General features: G+C 61.8%; 14 protein-coding genes. 6 read left to right on the top strand and 8 right to left on the bottom strand.

Annotated elements, in window-relative coordinates; translation table 11 throughout:
• The first annotated feature begins 190 nt into the window (after positions 1 to 190).
• From ACQZ6J_RS28945 to ACQZ6J_RS28930, 4 genes are all read left to right on the top strand, one after another.
• The gene (locus ACQZ6J_RS28945; RefSeq protein WP_449086538.1) at positions 191 to 493 is read left to right on the top strand and encodes an XRE family transcriptional regulator; all 303 of its coding nucleotides are present in this window, start codon (positions 191 to 193) and stop codon (positions 491 to 493) included.
• 368 nt (positions 494 to 861) lie between these two features.
• On the top strand, positions 862 to 1,320 hold the full coding sequence (locus ACQZ6J_RS28940) for a (2Fe-2S)-binding protein (RefSeq protein ID WP_163993120.1): 459 nt from the start codon (positions 862 to 864) through the stop codon (positions 1,318 to 1,320).
• A 2-nt stretch (positions 1,321 to 1,322) separates the two neighbouring features.
• Complete coding sequence (locus tag ACQZ6J_RS28935; RefSeq protein WP_449086537.1) at positions 1,323 to 2,693, top strand: c-type cytochrome; 1,371 nt, start codon at positions 1,323 to 1,325, stop codon at positions 2,691 to 2,693.
• Positions 2,686 to 4,971, top strand: a complete 2,286-nt coding sequence (locus tag ACQZ6J_RS28930; RefSeq protein ID WP_449086536.1) for a molybdopterin cofactor-binding domain-containing protein — start codon at positions 2,686 to 2,688, stop codon at positions 4,969 to 4,971. The genes ACQZ6J_RS28935 and ACQZ6J_RS28930 overlap by 8 nt, the downstream gene beginning before the upstream one ends.
• 42 nt (positions 4,972 to 5,013) lie before the next feature.
• On the opposite strand, the gene ACQZ6J_RS28925 is transcribed toward ACQZ6J_RS28930, so the two are convergent.
• Positions 5,014 to 6,225 carry an MFS transporter gene (locus tag ACQZ6J_RS28925; protein ID WP_449086535.1) on the bottom strand — a complete coding sequence of 404 codons (1,212 nt, stop codon included), beginning with the start codon at positions 6,223 to 6,225 and terminating at the stop codon, positions 5,014 to 5,016.
• A 730-nt stretch (positions 6,226 to 6,955) separates the two neighbouring features.
• Here ACQZ6J_RS28925 and ACQZ6J_RS28920 point away from each other — a divergent pair.
• A complete protein-coding gene (locus ACQZ6J_RS28920) occupies positions 6,956 to 7,588 on the top strand; it encodes a glutathione S-transferase family protein (RefSeq protein WP_449086534.1) in 633 nt (210 codons plus the stop codon).
• A 364-nt stretch (positions 7,589 to 7,952) separates the two neighbouring features.
• Here the strand turns inward: ACQZ6J_RS28920 and ACQZ6J_RS28915 are convergent, their stop codons facing one another.
• Complete coding sequence (locus tag ACQZ6J_RS28915) at positions 7,953 to 8,381, bottom strand: nuclear transport factor 2 family protein (protein ID WP_449086533.1); 429 nt, start codon at positions 8,379 to 8,381, stop codon at positions 7,953 to 7,955.
• A gap of 278 nt (positions 8,382 to 8,659) precedes the next feature.
• The gene (locus ACQZ6J_RS28910) at positions 8,660 to 8,959 is read right to left on the bottom strand and encodes a putative quinol monooxygenase (protein WP_163993134.1); all 300 of its coding nucleotides are present in this window, start codon (positions 8,957 to 8,959) and stop codon (positions 8,660 to 8,662) included.
• A gap of 1,002 nt (positions 8,960 to 9,961) precedes the next feature.
• Between ACQZ6J_RS28910 and ACQZ6J_RS28905 the strand changes: the two genes are divergently transcribed.
• A complete protein-coding gene (locus ACQZ6J_RS28905; RefSeq protein ID WP_449086532.1) occupies positions 9,962 to 10,705 on the top strand; it encodes an SDR family NAD(P)-dependent oxidoreductase in 744 nt (247 codons plus the stop codon).
• A gap of 622 nt (positions 10,706 to 11,327) precedes the next feature.
• Here ACQZ6J_RS28905 and ACQZ6J_RS28900 read toward each other — a convergent pair.
• The 5 genes from ACQZ6J_RS28900 to ACQZ6J_RS28880 form a co-directional block, all read right to left on the bottom strand.
• Positions 11,328 to 12,446, bottom strand: a complete 1,119-nt coding sequence (locus ACQZ6J_RS28900) for an alkene reductase (protein WP_449086531.1) — start codon at positions 12,444 to 12,446, stop codon at positions 11,328 to 11,330.
• A 199-nt stretch (positions 12,447 to 12,645) separates the two neighbouring features.
• On the bottom strand, positions 12,646 to 13,827 hold the full coding sequence (locus tag ACQZ6J_RS28895; RefSeq protein WP_449086530.1) for an MFS transporter: 1,182 nt from the start codon (positions 13,825 to 13,827) through the stop codon (positions 12,646 to 12,648).
• 46 nt (positions 13,828 to 13,873) lie between these two features.
• Entirely contained in the window at positions 13,874 to 14,620 is a 747-nt protein-coding gene (locus ACQZ6J_RS28890; RefSeq protein ID WP_163993143.1) for an SDR family NAD(P)-dependent oxidoreductase, read from the bottom strand.
• Positions 14,621 to 14,713: 93 nt separating this feature from the next.
• Complete coding sequence (locus ACQZ6J_RS28885) at positions 14,714 to 15,565, bottom strand: alpha/beta fold hydrolase (RefSeq protein ID WP_449086529.1); 852 nt, start codon at positions 15,563 to 15,565, stop codon at positions 14,714 to 14,716.
• 34 nt (positions 15,566 to 15,599) lie between these two features.
• Positions 15,600 to 16,346 carry an SDR family NAD(P)-dependent oxidoreductase gene (locus tag ACQZ6J_RS28880; RefSeq protein WP_163993148.1) on the bottom strand — a complete coding sequence of 249 codons (747 nt, stop codon included), beginning with the start codon at positions 16,344 to 16,346 and terminating at the stop codon, positions 15,600 to 15,602.
• Positions 16,347 to 16,428 lie beyond the last annotated feature (82 nt).

Genomic DNA, 16,428 nt, shown 5'->3' with positions numbered 1-16,428 from the left:
GGGCGGTTGAGCATCCGGCGGTCGCCGTCAGCCGTGCGTGGACAGCTTCGCCGGATCGTCGATGCCGCACGCTTTGATACAAGTCGTCGGATGCCCGAAAGCGCCGTGACGACTCTGGCATTGGGACAGTTGACAGGAGGAAAGCGCGACTGGACTATGCCAGGATCGGAACGCGCTCAAGAGGCTTACCGTGATTACAGGCCCGCAATGCCACGCTGCTCGTGCCTTGGTGGAGTTCACCAGGGATCGTCTCTCCAAATCATCCGGGGTGGAAAAGGAGCGAATCGAACGGTTCGAACGAAAGCTTGAGGAGCCGGATGACCGGGTTGTCGGTCTGCTCCAGTCAACGCTCGAGGCGGCAGGCGCAGTCTTTCTGCAAGATGGAGACGCCGGCGGCATCGGCGTGCGGCTGAAGTTCAACCGATCCGAAACCCGTCGGATCGCCACCCTGGAAAGCGAAGGCGGCATCGTGGCACAAGACGACGTGCCTTGAAGGCTGCCGCAGACGGCGTTCTCGGCGGCTTGCTTCGTAAGGCGAAGCCGCCTCTTCCATCGCCGACCGGCAACATGGATATGACTGCTCGATCCCGGCCCCGCCTTGATATTTGAAAGGCAATAGCTCTTTTGCGAAGGGCGATGATCGGCAATTCGGCGAGAGCCCTAAGCATTTCGGTCTCGCCTTGAAGGGCGCCGAAATACCCCCCTTTTCAGATACCGCCGCAAAATAGCATGGCGCGGAACGATGCCGTCCAATGGCGGCGATAACGTATTGTTGAAGTTTACCAGGGGGCGATACCGGCGTACTGTCCGGCGAGCAGTTCCGTTGATGCATCGCTTTCGCTGTCACGCAGGGATGGAGACATGCTCACTCTGAATATCAATGCGCAATTGCGCGAAGTGGATGTCCCCGAGGATATGCCGCTTCTCTGGGCGTTGCGCGATCACCTCAATCTCGTCGGCACCAAATATGGCTGCGGCGTCGCCCAGTGCGGCGCTTGCACCGTGCATGTGGGCGGCAAGCCGGTACGCTCGTGCCAGCTGGCCGTTGGCGACGTCGGCACCCGCGCCATCGTCACCATCGAAGGAATTGGCAGGACGCCCAACGGCGCCAAGGTCCAGCAAGCCTGGATGGAAGCTGCGGTGCCGCAATGCGGCTATTGCCAGGCCGGTCAGATCATGTCGGCAACAGCCTTGCTGGACAGCAATCCTCAACCTGACGATTCCGACATCGACGCGGCCATGGCAGGCAATCTCTGTCGCTGCGGAACCTATATCCGCATCCGCCGCGCGATCAAGAACGCCGCCGCCAAACCGGCCTGACCATGAAGAAAATCATCGGTCTTGTCGTCGCGCTCATCGTTGTCATCGCGCTTGGTTTTGCGGGATGGCTGGTACTCGGCCGTGATCCGACGTCCTTTGCCGGTGGCTCGACCGTGGCACTGGAAGACTATCAGGTCGCCAATACGACCGGCGTTCCGGCACAGCTTGCCGGTGAAGATCTGGTGAAGCGCGGCGAATATCTCATCCATGCCGCAGACTGCCAGGCCTGCCACACCGCCCCCGGCGGCACGCCCTTTGCAGGCGGCTTCGCCTTCAACCTGCCGTTCGGCACCATCTATTCCACCAACATCACGCCGGACAAGGAAACAGGTATCGGCAACTACACCGACGCGCAGTTCCTGGCGGCCGTGCACCGGGGCATTCGGGCCGACGGCGAGAAGCTTTATCCCGCCATGCCCTATACCTCCTACAGCTACATGACGGACGCCGACGTGCTGGCCATCAAGGCCTATCTCTTCACGCTGGCGCCGGCACATGCTCCGGCCAAGCAAAACCGGCTTTCGTGGCCCTTCGACCAGCGCAGCCTTCTCACCTTCTGGAACGGGATGTTCAACACCGACGAACGCTTCCGTCCCAACACCGGCCAGAGCCCGCAATGGAACAGAGGCGCCTATCTTGCCGAGGCGCTCGGCCATTGCGGCGAGTGCCATACACCGCGCAACCTCGCCTTTGCGCTGGACAATCACCACAAATTCGCCGGCGCCATCACCGCCGGCTGGCACGCCTACAATATCACCGGCGACAGGGATTCCGGTATCGGCGGCTGGAGCGACGAGGATATCTATCTCTACCTCTCGACCGGCCATGCCAACGGGCATGGCGGCGCGGCGGGCCCGATGGGCGAAGCCACCGACGACAGCCTCAGCTATCTGGTGCCGGACGACGTGCATGCCCTGGTGGCCTATCTGCGCAGCATACCCGCCCATGCGAGCGATCTTCCGCGCACAGTCACGACGGCTGCACCGGCATCGCACAAGGAGGGTGTGGCAGCGGATGTCGATTCGCGCGGAGAAAAGATCTTCGCCGGCGCTTGCGCGAGCTGCCATGACTGGACCGGCGTGAGCCCGGTCACCGGCTACGCCACGCTCACCGGCGTGCGCGCGGTGAACGACCCGAGCGCCACCAACGTGGCGCAAACGGTCATCAATGGCGTCGATCGCACGACCGCCGAAGGCAGGATCTTCATGCCGGCCTTCGGCGAGGGTTATTCGGACGACGATATCGCGGCCGTCGCCAACTATGTGACGGCCCGGTTCGGCGCCAAAGGCGCGCATTTGACAGGCAAGGATGTGGTCAACCTGCGAAAGCAGGCGCCCCAGCAATCCAGTTCCCCGGAGGCACACAATGGCTGACACCAGCTCCAATTTTGCCGAATCCGATGCCTATCTGTCGGCTCTGATGCGCGAGGTTCGGTCCGTATCGGCAACCAATGCCGTGCTGTCCATGGGACGGCGCACCTTCTTCAAACTGGCCGGCGGGAGCGCCGCCGGCCTGATCCTGGGCTTCCACCTCGGAGACACGGCGTTCGCTGCCGAGACAGCCGACGACAAAGATCAGGTCATGAACGCGTTCATCCGTATCGCGCCGGACAACACGATCACCATCTACTCCAAGTGCCCGGAGATCGGCCAGGGCATCAAGACCTCGTTCGGCGTGATCATCGCCGACGAACTCGACGCCGACTGGAACCATGTCGTGATGGAGCAGGCCGATATCAATCCCAAGGTCTATGGCAGCCAGGGCGCGGGTGGTTCGACCTCCATCCCCCGCGCCTGGGACCAATTGCGCCAGGCCGGCGCCGGCGCCAAGGCGATGCTGATTGCCGCCGCCGCCCAAGCCTGGGACGTGGATCCCACACAGATCGCCGCTCAGGATTCGGTCTTGAGCCATGCCGCCAGCGGCAGATCCGCAACCTATGGGTCGCTTGCGGCGGCAGCCGCCAGAATGCCGGTGCCTGATCCCCGGAGCCTGAAGCTGAAGACCCGCGCCGACTATCGCCTCATAGGCAAGCGCTATCGCGGCGTCGACGATCCCAAGGTCGTCAGCGGCCAGCCGCTGTTCGGCATTGATGTCCAACTCCCCGGCATGGTCTATGCCAGCTTCACCAAATGTCCGGCGGCGGGCGGCAAGGTCCGATCCTTCAACGTGGACGAGATCAAGGCTCAGCGCGGCGTGCTCGACGCCTTCGCCCTGGACGGGACTGGCCTGCTGGTCGAAGTCATGCCGGGCGTCGCCATCATCGCCAGGGATACCTGGAGCGCCTTCCAGGCGAAGAGCAAGCTGCAAGTGGATTGGGATCTGAGCGAAGCCTCGACGGATTCCACCTCGAAATTCTCGGCCGAGGCCAGGAAGCTCGCAACCCGTTTCCCGGAAAAGCCCGATGACAACGTCGGCGACGTGGACAAGTCATTCGCGGGTGCCACCAAGACCGTGGAGGCCTATTACGAATATCCCTTCGCCGCCCATGTGCCGCTGGAGCCGATGAACACCACGGCGCACTGGCATGACGGCGTGATGGAAATGTGGGTGCCCACCCAGCAGCCCGATCGCGGCCTGCCGCTGGTGGCGAAGGTGGCCGGCATACCGCAGGAAAAGATCGTGATGCACCAGACCCGCGTCGGCGGCGGTTTCGGGCGACGCCTGGTCAACGACTATGCCTGCGAGGCGGCGGCCATCGCAAAGAAGGTCAACGCCCCGGTCAAGCTGCAGTGGACGCGCGAAGACGATTTCGGCCACGATTTCTACCGCCCCGCCGGCTATCATCAGTTCAAGGGTGCTATCGACAAGGACGGCAGGCTCGACGCCTGGCAGGAGCATTTCATCACCTTCACCGCCGACGGCAAGAAAGAAGCCACGGGCGCCAATCTGACCGACAACCTGAAATACTCCATCAAGGCGCCCAACCTGCGGCGCGGCAAGACCATGTTGCCGCTGAAGATCCCCACCGGTGCCTGGCGCGCGCCGGGCGACAATGCACAGGTCTTCGCCGCCCAAAGCTTCATGCATGAACTGTCGCTCGCTTCGGGTCGCGACCATGTCGAATTCCTCCTCGACGCAGTGAACCGCGACGTCGCCGAACTGGCGCCCAAGGACCAGAGCGTCAACTTCAGCCCCAAGCGGGCGACCGACGTGATCCGGATGTGCGCCGAGAAGGCGGGCTGGGGCAAGGCAATGCCCAAAGGCAGCGGTCTGGGCCTGGCGTGGTGCTACTCCCATGCCGGCCACGTCGCGCAGGCGGTCGAGCTGAGCGTCGACGCGAACAAACAGATCAAGATCGATCGCATCTTGGTGGTGCTCGACGTCGGCCCCATCATCGACATGGCCGGCTCCGAAGCCCAGGCGCAGGGCGCGTCCACCGATGCGCTCTCCACCGCCATGGGCCTCAAGATCAATATCGAAAACGGCCGGATCCGGGAGCAGAACTACAACGCCTATCCGATCCTGCGCCTGCCCTTCGCGCCGATGACGATCGATGCCTATTTCATCCAGTCGGACAACCCGCCGACCGGCATGGGCGAACCCGCCTTCCCGGCGCTCGCGCCCGCGCTGGGCAACGCCATATTCGCGGCAACGGGAGAAAGGGTACGCCAATTGCCCTTGCGCGATCTGGGCTTCTCCCTGGCAATCTGACAGATCGCTTTTATTAAAGCCGAGTGAGCCATGACCGTCCGGTCATGGCGCTGTCCTACCCTCGGGACGCTGCAGCTTGAGCGTAAAGGCCGCAGCGATGGCGGCGGCGCTCGCACTCGCGATGATCGGGCCGAGATAAGTACCCGTGCGGTCGAACACGAAGCCGGCGGCAGTCGGACCAAGGAGCGCCGCGATACCGACGCCGGTGTAAAGATAACCGAGCATGGCGCCGATGTTGCGGGTGCCGAAAAGATCGGCTGCAACGGCGGGATAGAGACCGACACAGCCTCCATAGACCGCGCCGAAAACCACGGCGAAGATGGCGAGCATGGCAAAACCATCCGCGAAAGCCCACAGGACGAAAGAGGCGGCTACACCGGCGGTCAAGGCCGCGAGCATGCGCACCGCACCCAGCCGATCGCCAAGGCCCGCCAGCACGAAGCGGCCGAATACATTTCCAATGCCGATCAGAGCAATCAGGGTTGTCCCGGCGTCGAGCGGAAGGCCAAGATCGCGGGCGGCTGGAACGATATGGACATAAGGGATGAAAATGCAGAAGGAGCCCAGAACGATAACAAGATAGAAAAGCGGGAACCCGGGCGTACGCCAGGCGGCAAGCGGGCTGAGCATCGCCGGCGTCGGTGCCGCCGCGTTCAAATCGGCGGCGGCGCGGCGGCGGCGAATGAGCATGGCGGCTGGAGGACCGACGACAGCGATCACGGCGGCAAGCATGAGAAAGCAGCCGCGCCAGCCGAGATAGGGGATGAGACGACCGACGGTGAATGGCAAGACGAGCGTTCCGAGCCCCAGGCCCGCCGTCGCGATGCCGGATGCCCGGGCGCGTTGGCGGACGAACCAGGACTGGACGGCCCCGATTGCCGGCACATAGGACAGCCCGATGCCGATACCGACGCCGGCGCCATAAGCGACGTAAAGCATGGGAAGCGAGGTGGACCGGCTTGCCGCGACGTAACCGATGACCATCGCAATGACGCCGGCGGCGACGAGCCTGCTGGTCGACCACCGATCGGCAAGTGGCCCGGCGACCGCGCCCAGCGAATAGAAGATGAAGGCCCCGATCGAGAAGACCAGCGCGATCTCGCCGCGCGATGCATTGAACTCGGCCGACAAGCCCGGAAACAGCGCCGAAAAGGCGTAGGCGGAGCCAAAGGTGATGGCTGTCGTGGCATGCGCACCGGCAACGACACGCCAGCCATATCGCGTGTCGGGTTCTTCTTGGCTGAACTGAAGCATGGGATTCCGTGTGGGGCTTGCTGCAAAAATCGCAATAGAAGTAGGCTTTTGCGACAGATAAATACAGCGGCTTTTTGCGCCCTGGAGTCAGGCTGCAAGTCGTCCGAAACGGCCATGGAAATGGACGCGATCGTGGTCTTCGCAGTTCCTGCCGGACCGCTCCGAAGGCGGCGCGCAGCCCGACCGCACGGCCGCCGGCGAGACTTACCGTCTTAAAACGCGCACCTGCTTCAAAAGCCGCACTTCTATTCAATAGCGGGCGCATGCGCGAGTGCATAACCTTGCGGGATAGTTGTTCAATAGCGGCCACACAGGAAGGAGTGGAACAGCAGGCGGCTGTGGGAAAGCAAACTGGCTCAATCAGCATAAGCCGACTGAGCCTGCGCCGCCGCCCGCTCCGAATTCCGCCACAGATAATTCGAAGGTGCGCCTGTCCCATGCCTTCAAGGCATGGAGAAAGACCTACAAAGTCTTTTTCGGAAGAAGGCTAACGGCATAGATATGCAGCAACGGAATACGAGAGAAGTTGCTTACAGGCGATGTTCTCCATCCGGAAACATACGACGTTACAATAGTTTGCCGCCAGTGCATTGCAACATTTCCACGATACCCCATCGTCTGGCTGCCGCAGTCTTCTTAAGCATGGACGGGCATCGGAAGATCCTTGGCCCATGCCTCATGAAACATCTGAACCGCCTACCCGCTTAACTCGCAACAAGGAATACAGAAAATGAAACTCTACCAATCGAAGGGCTCGCCGAACTCCCGCCGCGTCCGCATCCTGATCGCAGAAAAGGGCCTGGACGTCGAACTCGTTCCGGTGGACCTCGGCGCAAAGGAGCAGTTCTCCGACGCCTATCGGGCGATCAATCCTCGCCAGGTCGTCCCGACCCTGGTGCTCGACAATGGCACGGCAGTCGGCGAAGTGCCCGTCATACAGCGTTATCTCGATGAGGTGCATCCCGAGGTGCCACTGTTGGGCTCGACCCCCGAAGAGCGCGCCATCGTCGGCATGTGGGACCGCCGCGTCGAGACGGAAGGCTTTGCTTCCGTCATGGAGGCTATCCGCAACACGGTTGCCGGCTTGAAGGATCGGGCGATCGCAGGCCCGCATAACTATGCCCAAATCCCGGATCTTATCGAGCGCAGCAAGCAGCGGGTCGCCAACTTCTATTCCGATCTGGAAAGCCGTCTGCAGACCTCACCCTTCGTTGCCGGAGATAAGTTCACGGTGGCCGACATCACGACGCTCGTGACCATCGATTTCGCGACCAATGCGATCTCCATGCCGATCCCGGACGGCGCTGCGGCCACGAAGGACTGGTATCAGAAGGTGTCCAGTCGCCCGAGCGCCCAGGCCTGAGGCGTTCACCATCCCCGAGGAGTCGTCACGCATTGGCGGCTCCTCGACCCTTTGGATCAGGGCGTTCAGCGGCCTGCCAAACGCTGGCTCGCCACCAACGCAACGGCATCCGTCCGTGGTAACCGAATGCGCCGGGGTTTCCCGATCGACCCAAGTCGTCCAATCCCCATCCTGTCAATGATCCCGCAGCGTCATTGCGGCGAATACAGGCCTCCACGGTCAGATTGGCCGGCGGAGGCTTTTTTCGACCGGAGACACCAGTATGGCCTGGTGACGTCCGCCTTCCAATTCGAAGGCATCGACCATGTTCGCAGGCGGGCCGGCCGTCCCTCATTTCCGTTTCGGCATTTTGGAAACCGGTCGCTTAAACAGCGAGGTTTTTGAGTCCGTGGTCGATTCTCAAGCTGTCCAGCAGCGCTTGGGGTTCGAAATATGCCACCCATATGTCGATCGCAAGTCCGTTGCGGACTGTCCAATGTTCGGAAATCTTGATCATGTCATCTCGGCCGGTAAGACCGAAGTTGCAGAGCGCGACGGCCTTCTCGCCATCCGCAAAGAAGACGTCGTAGCTGAAGCGGCCGAAGTCGAGGACGTCGGGCAAGTTCGGAAGGACCTGATCGCGGAAGAAGGCGCCACCATGATGCACACCGCCCCACGGAAGATAGTTCGGCGCAGTGGTGATGAAGTCGGGATGGAGATAGGGAGCAAAGTCGGTCAGCCTCTTCTGCACGCCGGCCTGGTAATAGGCATCGACGACGGTAAGCGTATCGCTGGTTTTCGAATGTGCGGCCATAGGGCAATCCTCGCTAGTGGTCGGCTATGGGAAGCGGACCAGGTCCATGTCTCGTTTTCGTGGCTGCAAAGTAGGCTGACGCACATCGAAATGATTGAAAGCTCATCGCAGCTTTAGAATTTTCCGGATGAAAACAGCGCGGATTTTCCGAACTGAGAATGCCTTGCCTGCGCTGGCAGGCTATTATCTGTTTTGGAGTTCCTGCAGTGAATCTGCCTGCCGTTGTGAAGAGCCTGCAATCGACTGTTCGCCAATCGATACCGCGCATAGGCTTCGAGCTATGAGGCCGCCTTTAGAATATGAACCGTAAGGTGGGCGAGATGCGGTTTCACCGTTTGAAGGAATAGACCGAGGTTTGCGCCCTTGTTGTGCGCATCAAGAGCTTCGGAAGACGTCCACTTTTCGACCACCATGAACGAGTCAGCGCCTATCCGGTCTCCACCATCCGCATCGACCAGCGGCTGGTATTCGATGCATCCTTCCTCCTCGAGGACGAGCGGTCGCATCTTGTTGAACGCTGCGAGGACAAACTCGCGTTGGCCAGGACTTGCGGTCAGCATTGCCACAACATGTATCATTCGATGATCCCTTATGACCTCTTTCAAACTGCGTACACGTCGGCGACGGCGCGCTATTGAAGGATCTTGATCGAAAATCGAGTTGCCTTGATACCGGCGCACCATGGCACGCGCGGATATAGCCCAAGAAGATGCAGCAAAAGCCACTCCGTCCGGCCGACAACACGGATGGTCATTTTGAGCGACCGGGACTTTTCGATCCGGCCGGAGGATCGTCTACCCGACTGCCATATTGAGATGTGATCCGGGTGTCGCCGCTGACGGCTTCCGGCCGGTTTCCTGATCCGCGGAAGCCGGTTCTCCGCCAAACTGATAAATCGTGAGGATCGCGACGTGGCTGGTGACAAGGGCGAAGATGTCTGCCACCTCGGCAGACTTTCGCAGCCTTTCGAAAGTCTCCGTGGACCGCCACCCAAGGGATATCGAAATCGGCCGCCCCCACTCGGGTTCGTGAGGTTCGCCATCCGCCCTCACATCGAACCAGATGCATTCCGGGTTCGCCCTGACGGCGTCTGCCACGCGGTCCAGAAAGCGCAGCAACGGCTGCGCTCTGCCGGGCCGTACGCGGGCATCTACCACAAGCTCTATCATGGCGAGTTCCTTTAACCTTCGGGGCATACTGACAGCAGGACGGTCGGCGCTATTGAAGACTCTTGAGGTAGAATCCATTCCGCCTCGTCGTGGTTCCTGGAAACCGGCGGAAAGCCTGACATCGTGTTTGAGACCAACCTCATCCGTGTCTCGAGCCACAAGCCCGAACCATGGCGGCGATGGATCGGAAGAGCAGCCGTGGCAATATATTCCGGACCATAGCCAGAACCCCATTTGCGCCGGTCTCAGCAGCAGTCAGGCCCTCGATCTTCATGACGAGCAGCAGTTGACATCATGGATAGCCATGCCTCGCCGGCATGACTGCCAACCAACAAAGTCTTTCACTAACAGACTGGAAAACAATAGCTTTTCCCTCAGGGAAATCATCCCTGGATAGAAGGAAACAGAACTATGGGAAAGCTCTCAGGTAAAACAGCGCTCGTGACGGGCGCCTCTCGCGGCATCGGCCGTTCGGCCGCCCTAGCGCTTGCGGATGCGGGCGCCACGGTGCTCGTTCATTACTCTCAAGCCGGGTCGGAAGCCGACGCCGTGGTCACTGAAATTCGCAGCAAGGGCGGCAAAGCCGAAAAGCTCAAGGCCGATCTCTCCACCGCGAATGGCCCGTTCGAACTCGCCGAACAGGTCAAGAAAGTCACCGGCCGGCTCGACGTTCTCGTAGCAAATGCGGGCGTCTCCAAGGCCGCCTCCATCGAGGAAACCCGCGTCGAAGACTTCGACCACCAGTTCGCGGTGAACGTTCGCGCACCGTTCTTCCTCGTGCAACAGCTCTTGCCGATCCTCGGAGAGTCCTCCAGCATCGTGCTGGTGTCTTCACTGGCCGCTCATGCGGCTGTCGGAAACCTTCCGGCATATGCCGCAACGAAGGGCGCGATCGACACTCTGGTCAAGCATTTCGCATCCGCCCTCGGTTCGCGCGGCATCCGCGTGAACGCGGTTGCTCCGGGCGTCGTCGCCACCGACATGTCGAACTTCGCCAAGACCGAAGCCGGCAAGGAATTCACCCTTGGGATCCAGGCGATCAAGCGGGTGGCGCAGCCGGTCGATATCAGCGGTGCGATTGCGTTTCTCGCATCCGACGATTCCCAATGGATCACGGGCGACACACTCCGCGTCGATGGCGGCTCGAAGCTCTAAAGACAAGCCTCCCACATCTGCGGCAGTCCAGAGTGGGAGGCGATTGCAAGAAAACTGGCTACCGGCGGCAGGGCACGGTGGAAGCGTTGTCCGAGATGCGCGGAAAAGCCGGACTGCCGAAAGTGGGGTTCATCCCTCGATGCCGTCGTTTCGCGGCCTTACTCCAAGGCAACTTATCAAAAGATGGCCAGCCCTACCTGGGCGGTCTTGGAGGATCAACTCCCTATTTGCCGATTTGATCCCTTGTCTCCCAGGTCGCAGGCTCGTCTTCCCCCACGCGTCAAAGACAATCGACACCCAAAGATAGCGACGTTGTCAGCCGATATCATCACCATCTATCAGCACAGTTCCCTCGCAAGAGACGGGTGCGTTGGGTTCGGCACGTCAACTGCGCCTGCGGCCGAAACGCGGAGGTCGATCCGTGGCGGAATGGAGCAGCTGGCGCAGGAGCATACGCCGCACCGGCTATCACCAGCGCATATGCCGGCATCCACTCAGCGAACGTTGAAGGATGCTATTTGCAAGAAAGCTCGGTGGCAGCCCGATGCCAAACCATCTGATGCTCGTGTCCACGAGACGCGCGCACACGAGCGCGCGTCTCGTCCGTCAAGGCATCCGGCGACTACTCGGCCGCGAGCGCCTTCAGGAAGGGATAGTCTGTGTATCCCTTCTCGGTTCCACCATAGAAGGTGTCGCGATCATAGCGGTTCAAGCTCGCCCCGGCGCGGAGGCGCTCCGGCAGATCGGGATTGGCGATGAAGTGACGTCCGAAGGCAACGAGATCGGCATCGCCCGAAGCGATCACGGCTTCGGCTTTCTGGCCGTCGTAGCCGCCCGCGGAAATGATCGGTGCCGAGAAAAGCTTCCGCAGCCGGGCGGTGGCGATCGGGTGCTCCATGCCCTCGACATCTTGCGAGCCTTTTACGCGTGGCTCGACGATATGGAGGTAGGACATGTCGAGCTGGTCGAGACGCTTGGCGACATGATCGAACAGGCTTTCCGGATCGCTATCGCCCATTCCATTGAAGGTGCCGCTCGGCGAAAGACGGACGCCGAACCGTTTCGCGCCCCAGACGGATTTGACGGACGTGGCGACATCGAGCAGGAATTGCGCGCGCTTCTCGACCCCGCCTCCGTAGCGGTCCGTCCGCTTGTTGGAGATGTCCTGAAGGAATTGGTCCGGCAGGTAACCATTGGCGGCATGGATTTCGACACCATCGAAATCGGCCGCCACGGCGCGGGCCGCAGCCACGCGGTAGAGCTCGACGACATCTTGAATCTCGTCTTCGGAGAGCGCCCGCGGGGGCGTCGCCGGGACCCAGCCGTTCCGCGTGTAGGCAAGGCCGTCATAAGGAACAGCGCTCGGCGCGACTGGAACGCGGCCTCCGTTCAGATCCTCATGGGAGGTACGTCCGACATGCCAAAGCTGAAGATGGATGCGGCCGCCCTGGGCGTGAACCGCCTGTGTGATCCGAGACCATCCGGCGACCTGTTCGTCGTTGTAGATGCCGGGGGCGCCCAGATAGCCCCGATTGTCGGGGGTTATCGTCGTAGCCTCGCTGATGATCAGGCCGCCGTCGCTGGCGCGTTGCTTGTAGTATTCGACCATCAGATCCCCTGGAACGTCGGTATCGAGGTTGGCGCGCAAGCGCGTCAGCGGCGCCATCACCACTCGATGCTTGAGGTCCATTTCGCCGATCCGGACCGGCGAGAACAGGCCGTGTTCTGATTGCAGACTCATCTTCTTTCTCCTTGGATTGCAGTGATTTGCGTTGAAATCTCGGGATGCCGGGGGTGTCACTGACGCGGCAGCGTCGAATTGCGGAGGCTGTGCCTCCGATCGGTGCTCAGCCGGAACCCGGTCACACCGAACGGATTGGCTTGAGGTTATGTCCCGATGGGCGGAACCGGCGGCCGTCATGACCGCCGGTGACGGGCAGCTAGGCGACCTCGGCGACGTCGATCTTGGCGGAGACGCGCCCGAGGGTCAGGACCGTGAGCAGCGACAGGGCCGATAGCGTTCCCCCGATATACATCGCATTGAGCAGGCCCAGCTGGTCGACGACCACTCCCCCGACGAACGAGCCGACGGCGATGGAGATCTGGAAATTCGCGACGAACAGAGCCATCCCGCCTTCGGCAACGTTGGGAGCCGCCTTGGCCATCCACATCTGCAAAGCGACAGGCATGGCGCCGTAGGACAGGCCCCAGATCGCCAGCAGCGCCAGCGTGCCCACCTGCGATGTTCCGACCACCGGCAACAAGAACATCGGCAGCATCAGGAAGACAATCGTCGCAATGAACGTCTTTCGGATGCTGCGTGAGGCACCCGCGCCGCCTGCGAAATTGCCGGCCAGACCGATCGCGGTATAGCCAAGGAGGATCGAGGAGATCGCGCCGCCACCGAAGCCTGAAATCTGCGCCAGAAAGGGCGTGACGTAGGTATATGTGGCGAACTGCGCAACGAGCACGAGAAACATCGCGGCCAGCCCTATGCGGCCTTGCTGCGTCTGGGCGATTCCCAGCAGATCGGATGGGCGGACGCGCTGCTGGACCTCAAGCTTCGGCAGCGAGCAGATCTGCGCGACGAACGCGAGAACGGAGATCGCAAGCGCGGCTCCGAAGGCCGCCCGCCAGCCGACGACATCGCCGATGAGTGCGCCCGCCGGTCCGCCGATCAGCATCCCGAGCGACACGCCCGCGAAGATGATCGAGGTGGCCCGCCCGACCTGGCTCTCCTCGACAAGACGCCCGCCCAGGCCGGCGCCAATGGCCCAGAAGCCGCCCAGACCGATGCCGAACAATATGCGGCCGAAAATGAGGACCATGAAGTTCGGGGCGATCATGGATACCAGATTGGAGATCGCCAAAAGAAACGACAGGCCCAGCAGCACCAGGCGCCGGTCGTGGTTCTTGATCGCCACGGTCACGAAGGGCGCGGCGACGGCTGCCAGGAGACCGGGTGCCGTCACCATCAGGCCGGCGGTACCTTCAGAGACGTCGAGCCCGTCGCCGATATAGCGCAACAGGCCGACCGGGAGGAATTCGGTCGTGCAGAAGACGGTTGCGCTCAGGGCGACGGCAAACACGCCCAACCAGTTCGAATTTTTATTCTGCGACATAGGTAGATATCCTTTGCATTTGAGCCCGACGCACGGCGGCGTGCGTCTAGAGCCGTGATCCGCCGTCAGCCTGGACGACTTCGCCAGTGATCCACCGGGCTTCATTGGAGGCGAGGAAGGTGACGACGCGTGCGACGTCCTCGGGGCGTCCGACGCGCTTCATCGATTGCATGGCGAGCGTCCGCTCCCTGCCCTCGTGCGTTCGCACGAAGGAAGACATCTCGGTCTCAACGATCCCCGGCGCGACCGCGTTCACGCGGATGTCATGCGGGCCAAAGGCGCTGGCGAGATATTTTACGATGGTTTCCAGCGCGCCCTTCGTCGCGGCATACGCTGCGTGCCCGCCGATCGGGGAGCGCGCCGCGAGCGACGAGATGAATATGACGTTGCTGTCGGTGCACATGATCGATCGAAGCTGCTGCACGAGGAACAGCGGCGCCCTGACGTTGACGGCGAAGAGCCTGTCGAATTCCTCGATCGTGAGATCCTCGATCGAGGCCGGGACGAAGATACCGGCGTTGGCGACGAGGATGTCGAGGCGGCCGCCGATGATTTCCTTCGCGCGCTTGGCAAGCCTGTGCGGCCCGTCCGGTGCGGAAAGGTCCGCGCTGATCTTTTCGGCGCGTGAGCCGAGGGAGCGGATTTCGGCCACGACCTGATCGGCCTCCCGTGCATGCCGACCGTAGTGAACGATGACCTGCGCGCCCTCCTGGGCGAGGCTCAGAGCGGTCGCACGGCCGATCCCGCGCGAAGCGCCGGTTACAACCACCGTCTTCCCTGAGAGCTCGGCCATTGCGTATTCCTTTCATAGGTTCGGGACGCAAGGGGCCTTCTGGCCATCCTCGCGGATGGCCAGCGCGTCCTGTTGGGTTGTCGGAGCTGTGGACTAGAAGTGGTTCTTATCCAGGAACGTCGAGACGTCCGATACGAACAGTTCCGGATACTGGTACTGGGAACCGTGGCTGCTGTCCGGGTAGAGGATCAGCTGTGCGTTCGGAAGATTCTGCTGCAGGATAAATGAGTTGACCGTATAGATGATCACGTCGTTGCCGCCGTTGACGACCAGCGTCGGCTGATTGATCGACTTCAGGTAGGCATGGGGATTCTCGCGCGGAGCGCCCCACTTGCCGAGAGCTTCGATCTGCGCCGGTGCGACCTTCTCGCTGACCTCATGATCGCGTCCCTCCGTGCGGAGGCGAAAGCGCTTCAGAAATTCGCGGCCTGCGGCCTGGCTCCTGTCCGTGGGGGTGAAGAAAACCCCCAGCCACAGGTCGTCGGGGTGCTCGTAGGTCCCGCCGAACACCGCCAGGGCTTCCGGGGTCAGCGTTTCCATGGCCTCACCGCTGCGCGGACCAGTGCCGACGAGGATCAGCTTGCGCACCAGATCGGGTGCGGCAAGAACCATTTCCTGGGCGACAAGGCCGCCCAGCGAGAAGCCGAGCACATCCACCTTGGAAAGGCCGAGCGCCTTGACGAAGGCGACGGCGTTCGCCGCCATGCCCTCGATCGTGGTCGGAACCTCGCCGGAGGTGGTCGAAATCCCCGCGTTGTTGAACAGGATCACTTCACGGCCCTTGGCAAGGCCGTCCGTGACAAGCGGATCCCAGTGATCCATTGTCCCGGTGAAGTGCATGTTCATGACGAGGGGAACGCCTTCCGGATTGCCGAAGCGGCGATAGGCGAAATTCACTCCGGCCGCCTCGACGAACTGCGTCGGCGCAGTGTGATGCGTAGTCATGATGATGCTCCTAAGATGCTGCAGTTGATCGGGATCAGCCGGCGGTCTTGCCGCCGTCCACCGTGACGACCTGGCCCGTGACGAAGGAAGCCTGCTCGGAGACGAGGAACGCAATCGCGTGAGCCACGTCCTCGGGCTTGCCGATACGGCCGAGCGGGACGCCCGACGCGAGCGCGGCCTTGTTCTCTTCGGTGCCGGTGAAGCGGTCGAGCATGCCCGTATCCGTCGGGCCGGGCGCAACTGCGTTGACCCGGACGCCCGAGCCGGCGACTTCAAGGGCGGCCGACTTGGTCAGGCCTTCCACGGCATGCTTGCTGGCGGAGTAGACCGAGGCATAGGCAGCACCTTCGTGACCGTAGGTCGAGGAGATGTTGACGATGCTACCCACGCCGCGCTCCTGCATTACGCGCAGCTCGTGCTTCATGCTGAGCAGCGTGCCGAGAACATTGGTGTCGAAGGTGGCGGCGTAGCTTTCCGCAGTCTGGGCGGTGACGAGGCCGGGCTGTCCTTCGGTGCCGGCATTGTTCACGGCCGCGTCGAGACGGCCATGCAGGCTGATCGTCTGGTCCACCAGATTGCGGACGTCATCGTCGTTGCGAACGTCTGCGCGTATGAACGAAGCAACCCCGCCGCCTGCGTTGATCTCCTCGGCAAGGGCATACCCCTTAGGTTCGTTGCGGCCGGAGACAACCACCTTGTTTCCCTGCTTGGCGATTTCGATAGCGGCTGCGCGGCCGATGCCGGTCAGCGCTCCTGTGATCAGTACTACACGTTCAGACATGGCTCAAATCCTTGATATTTCTGTTAAAAGACGGAGTCTTCGGGCACTGCGTCGCAGCTGTTTTCCGCTTCCGTTGAGTAAC

This window comes from Rhizobium sp. A37_96 (assembly GCF_053521765.1).
The sequence above is the reverse complement of the archived record's forward strand: the minus strand, read 5'-3'. Positions and strand labels throughout refer to the sequence as shown.

Coding starts and splice junctions, on each gene's coding strand:
- ACQZ6J_RS28940 (WP_163993120.1), top strand. CDS start 862: ATGCTCACTCTGAATATCAATGCGCAATTGCGCGAAGTGGATGTCCCC.
- ACQZ6J_RS28935 (WP_449086537.1), top strand. CDS start 1,323: ATGAAGAAAATCATCGGTCTTGTCGTCGCGCTCATCGTTGTCATCGCG.
- ACQZ6J_RS28930 (WP_449086536.1), top strand. CDS start 2,686: ATGGCTGACACCAGCTCCAATTTTGCCGAATCCGATGCCTATCTGTCG.
- ACQZ6J_RS28925 (WP_449086535.1), bottom strand. CDS start 6,225: ATGCTTCAGTTCAGCCAAGAAGAACCCGACACGCGATATGGCTGGCGT.
- ACQZ6J_RS28920 (WP_449086534.1), top strand. CDS start 6,956: ATGAAACTCTACCAATCGAAGGGCTCGCCGAACTCCCGCCGCGTCCGC.
- ACQZ6J_RS28915 (WP_449086533.1), bottom strand. CDS start 8,381: ATGGCCGCACATTCGAAAACCAGCGATACGCTTACCGTCGTCGATGCC.
- ACQZ6J_RS28910 (WP_163993134.1), bottom strand. CDS start 8,959: ATGATACATGTTGTGGCAATGCTGACCGCAAGTCCTGGCCAACGCGAG.
- ACQZ6J_RS28905 (WP_449086532.1), top strand. CDS start 9,962: ATGGGAAAGCTCTCAGGTAAAACAGCGCTCGTGACGGGCGCCTCTCGC.
- ACQZ6J_RS28900 (WP_449086531.1), bottom strand. CDS start 12,446: ATGAGTCTGCAATCAGAACACGGCCTGTTCTCGCCGGTCCGGATCGGC.
- ACQZ6J_RS28895 (WP_449086530.1), bottom strand. CDS start 13,827: ATGTCGCAGAATAAAAATTCGAACTGGTTGGGCGTGTTTGCCGTCGCC.
- ACQZ6J_RS28890 (WP_163993143.1), bottom strand. CDS start 14,620: ATGGCCGAGCTCTCAGGGAAGACGGTGGTTGTAACCGGCGCTTCGCGC.
- ACQZ6J_RS28885 (WP_449086529.1), bottom strand. CDS start 15,565: ATGACTACGCATCACACTGCGCCGACGCAGTTCGTCGAGGCGGCCGGA.
- ACQZ6J_RS28880 (WP_163993148.1), bottom strand. CDS start 16,346: ATGTCTGAACGTGTAGTACTGATCACAGGAGCGCTGACCGGCATCGGC.